This is a genomic window from Neoroseomonas rubea (genome assembly GCF_016106015.1).
Lineage (GTDB): Bacteria > Pseudomonadota > Alphaproteobacteria > Acetobacterales > Acetobacteraceae > Neoroseomonas > Neoroseomonas rubea.
The window spans coordinates 1-7,533 of record NZ_JACADQ010000193.1 but is presented as its reverse complement, the minus strand read 5'-3'; the positions used below and the strand labels follow the sequence as shown (position 1 = coordinate 7,533).

General features: G+C 72.0%; 7 protein-coding genes and 1 pseudogene. 3 read left to right on the top strand and 5 right to left on the bottom strand.

Annotated features, from left to right (window positions below):
* From HW577_RS16515 to rpmI, 5 genes and pseudogenes are all read right to left on the bottom strand, one after another.
* Positions 1-291: pseudogene (locus tag HW577_RS16515) on the bottom strand (MFS transporter); the annotation flags it as partial.
* Positions 288-2,783, bottom strand: a complete 2,496-nt coding sequence (pheT, locus tag HW577_RS16510; RefSeq protein WP_198377246.1) for a phenylalanine--tRNA ligase subunit beta — start codon at positions 2,781-2,783, stop codon at positions 288-290. The gene pheT and the pseudogene HW577_RS16515, both read right to left, overlap by 4 nt.
* Before the next feature lie 159 nt (positions 2,784-2,942).
* Positions 2,943-4,022, bottom strand: coding sequence for a phenylalanine--tRNA ligase subunit alpha (gene pheS / locus HW577_RS16505; RefSeq protein WP_198377245.1), 1,080 nt, complete (start codon positions 4,020-4,022; stop codon positions 2,943-2,945).
* 105 nt (positions 4,023-4,127) lie between these two features.
* Entirely contained in the window at positions 4,128-4,484 is a 357-nt protein-coding gene (gene rplT, locus HW577_RS16500; RefSeq protein ID WP_168040551.1) for a 50S ribosomal protein L20, read from the bottom strand.
* 15 nt (positions 4,485-4,499) lie between these two features.
* The gene (gene rpmI / locus HW577_RS16495; protein ID WP_198377244.1) at positions 4,500-4,706 is read right to left on the bottom strand and encodes a 50S ribosomal protein L35; all 207 of its coding nucleotides are present in this window, start codon (positions 4,704-4,706) and stop codon (positions 4,500-4,502) included.
* Between the two features lie 228 nt (positions 4,707-4,934).
* Between rpmI and HW577_RS16490 the strand changes: the two genes are divergently transcribed.
* From HW577_RS16490 to mtaB, 3 genes are all read left to right on the top strand, one after another.
* Complete coding sequence (locus HW577_RS16490) at positions 4,935-5,543, top strand: hypothetical protein (RefSeq protein ID WP_198377243.1); 609 nt, start codon at positions 4,935-4,937, stop codon at positions 5,541-5,543.
* A gap of 76 nt (positions 5,544-5,619) precedes the next feature.
* Complete coding sequence (gene dapF, locus HW577_RS16485) at positions 5,620-6,450, top strand: diaminopimelate epimerase (protein ID WP_198377242.1); 831 nt, start codon at positions 5,620-5,622, stop codon at positions 6,448-6,450.
* Positions 6,447-7,533: tRNA (N(6)-L-threonylcarbamoyladenosine(37)-C(2))-methylthiotransferase MtaB (mtaB, locus tag HW577_RS16480; protein WP_198377241.1), on the top strand; the 1,087-nt coding region annotated here is incomplete at its 3' end. The genes dapF and mtaB, both read left to right, overlap by 4 nt.

The following is a 7,533-nucleotide window of genomic DNA, read 5'->3' as shown; positions in this document are numbered from 1 at the left end:
CGCGACCAGCGTCTGCGCGAGCGAGGCGCCCGCCGCGAGCAGCGCGCAGGCCAGGAACAGCCGGCGCGGATCCCACCGGTCCGCCAGCGACAGCAGCGCCGAGACGAGCGTGCCCGCGACGAAGCCCAGTTGCACCATCGCTGTCAGCCAGGCCGCGCTGCCCGCGGTCACGGCGCCCGCCGCGATCAGCCCCGGCACCGCGACGGTGCCGGCGAACCAGACCGAGAGGACCAGCACGAGCCCGCAGGCGAGCAGCGCGAGATGCCCGCGCTTGCCCGCCTGGCCGCTCATGCGCGCAGCGTCGCGCCCGTCGCCTTGACCACCGCGGCCACCACGCGGTCGGCCAGCGCTTCGATCTGCGCGTCGGTCAGCGTCGCCTCCCGCGGCTGGATCGTCACCTCGATGGCGAGGCTCTTCGAGCCTTCCGGCACGCCCTTGCCGCGATAGACGTCGAACAGCGCGACATCGACGATCAGCACCTTGTCCGCCCCGCGCGCGGCGCGCAGCAGCGCGTCGGCCACGACCTTCTCCTCCACGATGAAGGCGAAGTCGCGCCGCACCGGCTGGAAGGGTGGCAGGTCCGGCGCGCCCTTCTTGCGCCGCTTGGGATCCGGGACGGCATCGAGGAACACCTCGAAGGCCACGGCGGGGCCCGGCAGGTCGAGCGCGGCGAGCACCTTCGGATGCACCTCCCCGAAGGTGGCGAGCACGGTCTTCGGTCCCTGCCGCACCACGCCCGAGCGGCCCGGATGGTAGAAGCCCGGCGCATCGGCCGTGACCTGCAGCGCGGCCATCGGCACGCGCAGCGCCTCCAGCACGGCGAGCGCGTCGCCCTTGGCGTCCAGCGCATCGACCGGGCGCGAAGGCGCCGCGACATGCCGCGGCGTCGCCCCATGCCGCACCCCGGCCGCGACCGCGGCCTGGCCATCCGGCGTGATGTCGCGATAGGCGGCGCCGAGTTCCGTCAGCGCCACGTCGGCGAAGCCGCGCGCCGCGTTGCGCGCGGCGGCGAGCAGCAGGGAGGCGACGGGCGTCGGGCGCATCTGGTCGAGATCGGCGGCGATCGGGTTGACCAGCCGCAGCGCGTCGGGCGTCTCGCCGAAGATGGCTGCGGTCTTCGCCTCCATGAAGGCGAAGGTCACCGCTTCCTGCATGCCGCGCGCGGCCAGCACGCGCCGCGCCAGCGCCGCGCGCGCCTGCTTCGCCGTGAAGGCGGGCGGCGGGATGACGGCGAGCGCGGGCAGCGAGACCGCGGGCACGGCATCGAGGCCGCCCAGGCGAAGCACTTCCTCCACCAGGTCGCATTCCGGCTCGATCGCGGCCTGGCCCTCGGCGGCCTTCGCCGCGCGGGCGGGATCGAGGCCCTCGAACTGCGTCAGCGTGCCGCCGCCGGCGCGATAGGCCGAAAGGTCGCCGGCGATGTCGTTGCGCCAGGAGGGGACGGCGACCGTCACCTTCTCCGCATCGCGCGCTTCGACGGCAAAGCCCAGGCGCGTCAGCCGCGCGACGGACTCGTCCGCCGGCAGATCGAGCCCACCGTAGTCCCGCACGCGGTCGAAGCGCAGCGTGGCGGACCGCGTCCAGGCAGGCTCGGCGCCGGCGAAGGAGGTCTCGCTCGCCTCGCCGCCGCACAGTTCGATGATCATGCGCGTCGCCGCGTCCAGCGCATCCGGCAGGAAGGCGGGGTCGAGGCCGCGTTCGAAGCGCGCCCGCGCATCCGTGCGCACATCGTGCCGCCGGCCGGACAGCGCGATGCGCACCGGGTCGAAGAGCGCGCATTCGATGAAGCACTCGGTCGTGGCCTCGTCGCAGCCCGAATGCTCGCCGCCGATGACCCCGCCGAGCGCTTCCGCCCCCGCGGCGTCGGCGATGACGCCGTCCTCCTCGGTCAACGCGTAGGTCTTGCCGTTGAGCGCCGTCAGCGTCTCCCCGGCGCGGGCCATGCGCATCGTCAGGTCCGTGCCCTTCACCTTCGCCACGTCGAAGACATGCAGCGGGCGGCCGAGATCGAAGGTGAAGTAGTTGGTGATGTCGACCAACGCGCTGATCGGCCGCAGCCCGATCGCGACCAGCCGGTCCTGCAGCCATTTCGGGCTGGGCCCGTTCTTCACCCCGCGCACCGCGCGGCCGAGCACCCAGAGACAGGCGCGCGGATCCTCGATCTTCCAGTTCAGCGGCGCCTTGTAGGTCCCCGATACCGTTGGCGCCGACCACGGCTTCAGCGTGCCGAGCCCGGCCGCGGCCAGGTCGCGCGCGATGCCGCGGACCGACAGTGCATCGCCGCGGTTGGGCGTGACGCTGATCTCGATGACCGGGTCGTCCATCCCGGCCCAGGTCACGTAGGATTCGCCCAGCGGCGCATCCGCCGGCAGGTCCACGATGCCGCTATGGTCGTCGCCGAGGCCCATCTCCCGCGCGGAGAGCATCATCGCCTCGGACTTCACGCCGCGGATCTCGCCCGCCTTCAGCGTGATGCCGGTGCCGGGGATGAAGGCGCCGGGCAGCGCCGCCACACCCATCATGCCGGTGCGGGCATTGGGGGCGCCGCAGACGACCGACAATTCGCGCCCGTCGCCGACATCGACACGCAGCGCGCGCAGCCGGTCGGCATTCGGGTGCTGCACCGCCTCGATCACGCGGGCGATGCGGAAGGAAGCGAGCGCGGCGCCGCGATCCTCGATGCCTTCGACCTCGAGGCCGATGGCGTTCAGGGTGCGGGCGATCTCATCGACGCCGGCGGCGGTGTCGAGGTGGTCCTTGAGCCAGGACAGCGTGAACTTCATTGCATCGGCCTCGTGTCCTTGGAGGGGCCTTGCCCCTCCAAACCACCCCACCAAAGGCCGAAGGGCCTTTGGAAACCATCACTCGGCGCCGCGCCGGGCGCGACAGTCCAACAGCCAAAAACAGAAGGGGGATTCGGGGGAATGCTTTCCCCCGACCTTTCAAACACCCTCATGCAACGTCGCCGGCGCCAGCGGGCTGCTCGCGTAATGCCGCAGCCAGCGGATATCGGCCTCATAGAAGGGGCGCAGGTCGGGGATGCCGTGCTTGAGCATGGTGATCCGCTCGATCCCCATGCCGAAGGCGAAGCCCTGCCACTCCCGCGGGTCGATGCCGCAATTGGCGAGCACCTTCGGATGCACCATCCCCGAGCCAAGGATTTCCAGCCAGTCGCCGCCCTGGCCGAGCTCCCCGGTCTTGCGGCTCCAGCCGATGTCGACCTCCATCGAGGGCTCGGTGAAGGGGAAGTAGGAGGAGCGGAAGCGCACCGGCAGGTCGGAGATGCCGAAGAAGGCGCGCAGGAAGTCGATCAGGCAGCCCTTGAGATGCCCCAGCGTGATTCCGCGGTCGATCACGAGGCCCTCGACTTGGTGGAACATAGGCGAATGCGTCGCGTCATGGTCGGCGCGATAGGTGCGCCCGGGGACGATGACGCGGATCGGCGGCGCCTGCGTGATCATGGTGCGGATCTGCACCGGCGATGTGTGGGTGCGCAGCACGGGGCGGCGGCCATGCGCCTCAGGCAGGTAGAAGGTGTCGTGGTCCTGCCGCGCCGGATGGTGGTCGGGGATGTTGAGCGCGCCGAAATTGTGCCAGTCGCTCTCGATGTCCGGCCCTTCCGCGACCGCGAAGCCCATGGCGCCGAACAGCGCCGTGAGTTCCTCCATGGTCCGCGCGATCGGGTGGATGCCGCCCTCGGCCGCGGTGCCGGCGGCGAAGGGGCGCGGCGGCAGGGTCACGTCCATGCGTTCGGCCGCCAGGCGGGCGTCGAGCGCGGCGGCGTCGAGCACCACGCGGCGCGCGTCGAGTGCGGCCTCGATCGCGCCCTTGAGCCGGTTGAGCGCGGCGCCGCGGTCCTTGCGCTGTTCGGCGGGCACGGCGCCGAGGCCCTTGAGCAGCCCGGTCAGGCTGCCGGACTTGCCGAGCACGCCGACGCGCACGGCATCGAGCGCGCGCAGGTCGGCGGCGGCGGCGATGGCGGCCTCCGTCTCGGCCTGCAGGGAAGCGAGGTCGTCGTTCATGGGCACCATGTCCGGAACATGCGAAGGGCCGCGCCCCGGTCACCCGGGATGCGGCCCTCTGCTAGACGCTGTGATGGCCCCGGGAAAGCCCCGAGGCCGCCGGCCTCAGGCGAGCTTCGCCTTCGCCTGCTCGACCAGCGCCGCGAAGGCCGCCGGTTCGTCGAAGGCGAGCGCGGCCATGACCTTGCGGTCCATCTCGATCCCCGCCGCCTTGATGCCGGCGATGAAGCGGGAATAGGTCAGGCCGTGCTCCCGGACCGCGGCGTTGATGCGCTGGATCCAGAGGCCACGGAATTCGCGCTTTTTGTTGCGGCGGTCGCGATAGGCGTATTGCAGCGCCTTCTCGACGCGCTCGAGCGCGGGGCGGTAGGCGGTCGAGGACCGGCCGACATAGCCCTCGGCGAGCTTGAGAACCTTCTTATGACGGGCGTGCTTGGTGACGCCGCGCTTTACACGAGCCATGGTGCGTCCCCTTCCTTACCGGTCCAGCCCATAGGGCAGCCACTGCTTCACGGTATCCCCGTCCTGCTTGTCGAGGACGAACATGCCGCGGTTCTGGCGCTTCATGGTGGTGGTCTTGGCGGTCAGGCAGTGACGCTTGTTGCCCGCACCCGCCTTCACCTTGCCGGAGGCGGTCAGCCGGAAGCGCTTCTTCACGCTCGACTTCGTCTTCATCTTGGACATTTGGCCCTCCTCGGGGTCGCGCTTCCCGCCTTGCGCCCGGATGCCGGGGCCGCACCATGCGGCGGGGAAGCATCCCGGCCAGGCATGTCCGTGGGCGGCCTGGCGCGGGGAGGCGGGCCTATACCCCTCCCCGCCCCCTCACGCAACCCGCATCGCCCGGCAACGGAGCCTTCACCATCCCCGGTGTTACCTGTGCACCGTTCCCGCCCCGCGACGGAAGGCCCGCCCGTGACCATCGCCGATGCCCTGCCGCCCATCGCCGCCGACGCCGTCCGCGACGCGCTCGCGCCGCAATTCGCCGAGATGCGCGCCTTCCTCGACCGCCGGATCGCCGAGCTGAGCGCGGAGGTCGCCGCCTCCGTCCAGCTCATGGGCATGAGCGAGGAGAACATCGCCGGCCGCATCGCCGAGGTGCATGCCCAGATCGCCCGCCTGATCGCCATCCCGGCCAGCGGCGCCCGCAATTCCGGCCTTGAGCTGGAAGCCGTGGTGCAGGCGACCGAGACCGCCGCCGACACCATCCTGGAGGCCGCCGAGGCCATCCAGACCTGGCTCGACAGCGGCAGCCAGGACCCGGCCGGCATCGCCGCCCTGACCGAGAAGGTCAACGAGATCTTCCAGGCCTGCTCCTTCCAGGACCTCACCGGCCAGCGCATCCGCCGCGCGATCAAGCAGCTGCAGCAGGTTGAGACGATGCTCGAAGGCCTCATGCCCGGCGGCACGCCCGCCGATGTGCCGAAGCTCGAGGTCATCGGCCATGTCGAGACCGTCTCCCCGGCCGCGGCCGCCGGCCCCGACCTGGCGCAGGACGACATCGACCGGCTCCTGAACGGCTGACCCCGCCGCCCGGGCGGGGCTGGCCCGCGCCGGAAGCCCTTGGATCGCGCGGGCCGGCGGGGCATATCCCGCCAGCATGGTTCCATTCCGCAAGATGCACGGCCTCGGCAACGACTTCGTCGTGCTGGACGCGCGCGCCGGCGCGCTGCCCGTGACACCCGCCCGGGCGGCCGCGATCGCCGACCGGCACCGCGGCGTGGGCTGCGACCAGTTCATCCTGCTGGAGCCGCCGCCGCCCGGCGCCGATGTCTTCATGCGCATCCGCAACCCGGACGGGTCCGAGGCCGGCGCCTGCGGCAACGCGACGCGCTGCGTCGCATCGCTGGTCGCCGATGAGCGGGGCGCCGACCGCGTCGTGGTGCGGACCATCGCGGGCGACCTGCCGGTCGAACGCCTGCCCGGCGGGCTGTGGCGGGCCGATATGGGGCCCGCTCGCCTCAGCTGGCGGGACGTGCCGCTGGCACGGGAGGTCGACACGCTCCACCTCCCGCTCGCGCTCGGCCCCGTCGCCGATCCTGCCGCCTGCTCCATGGGCAATCCGCACGCGACCTTCTTCGTGCCCGACCTCGACGCGATCGATGTTGCGCGGCTCGGGCCCGCGCTGGAACGCGACCCGATCTTCCCGGACCGCGCCAATATAGGCTTCGCGCAGGTGCTGGGGCCGGATCGCATCCGCCTCGTCATCTGGGAACGCGGGGCGGGGCTGACGCTCGCCTGCGGCTCGGGCGCCTGCGCCACCATCGTCAACGCCGCGCGCCGCGGCCTGACCGGCCGGCGCGCCGCGGTCGCGATGCCGGGGGGGGAGCTGGTGATGGAATGGCGCGAGGCCGACGGCCATGTGCTGATGACCGGCCCGGTCGCCACCGCCTTCACCGGCACGCTCGACCTCGAGGCCTTCGCCCCATGAGCGTCGAGGTCCTGACCTTCGGCTGCCGCCTCAACACCTATGAATCCGAGGCGATGCGCGATCTGGCGACCAAGGCCGGCCATGCCGGCGCCATCGTGGTGAACACCTGCGCCGTGACGGCGGAGGCGGAGCGCCAGGCGCGCCAGGCGATCCGCCGCGCCCACCGCGACAACCCCGGCGCGCGCATCATCGTCACCGGCTGCGCCGCGCAGATCGCGCCCGAGAAGTGGTCCGCCATCCCCGGCGTGGATCGCGTGGTCGGCAATGCCGACAAGCTGAAGCCGGAGACCTGGGCCGCGCTCGACGCCCCACCCGCCCCCGTCACGGACATCATGGCCGCGACCGAGACGGCGGCGCACCTCGTGACCGAATTCGCCGGCCGCGCCCGCGCCTTCGTCCAGGTACAGCAGGGGTGCGACCATCGCTGCACCTTCTGCGTCATCCCCTTCGGCCGCGGCCCGTCGCGCAGCGTGCCGATCGGCGCCATCGTCGAGCAGGTGCGCGTCCTGGTCGCCGCCGGCTACCGCGAAGTGGTGCTGACGGGGGTCGACATCACTTCCTACGGCCCGGACCTGCCCGGGCGGCCGAGCCTCGGGCAGATGGTGCGCCGGCTGCTCGCGTTGGTGCCGGACCTGCCTCGGCTGCGGCTGTCCTCGCTGGATCCGGTCGAGGTGGATGAGGATCTCTGGCGGCTGATCGCGGAAGAGCCGCGGCTGATGCCGCATCTGCACCTGTCGTTGCAGCATGGGGCGGACCTGATCCTCAAGCGCATGAAGCGGCGGCACCTGCGCGCGGATGCCATCGCGCTGGCCGAGCGGGCGCGCCGCCTGCGCCCCGAGATGGTCTTCGGCGCCGACCTGATCGCCGGCTTCCCGACCGAGACGGAGGCGCATTTCGCCGAGACGCTGTCGCTGGTCGAGGCCTGCGGCCTGAGTTTCCTGCACGTCTTCCCCTATTCCGAGCGGCCGGACACGCCGGCCGCGCGCATGCCGCAGCTGCCCGTGCCGGTCCGGCGCGAACGCGCGGCGCGGCTGCGGGAAGCCGGTGCGAAGGCCGCCGCGCGCCTGTTCGCCGCGCGCGTGG

Coding starts and splice junctions, on each gene's coding strand:
- dapF (WP_198377242.1), top strand. CDS start 5,620: ATGGTTCCATTCCGCAAGATGCACGGCCTCGGCAACGACTTCGTCGTG.
- pheS (WP_198377245.1), bottom strand. CDS start 4,022: ATGAACGACGACCTCGCTTCCCTGCAGGCCGAGACGGAGGCCGCCATC.
- rpmI (WP_198377244.1), bottom strand. CDS start 4,706: ATGTCCAAGATGAAGACGAAGTCGAGCGTGAAGAAGCGCTTCCGGCTG.
- pheT (WP_198377246.1), bottom strand. CDS start 2,783: ATGAAGTTCACGCTGTCCTGGCTCAAGGACCACCTCGACACCGCCGCC.
- rplT (WP_168040551.1), bottom strand. CDS start 4,484: ATGGCTCGTGTAAAGCGCGGCGTCACCAAGCACGCCCGTCATAAGAAG.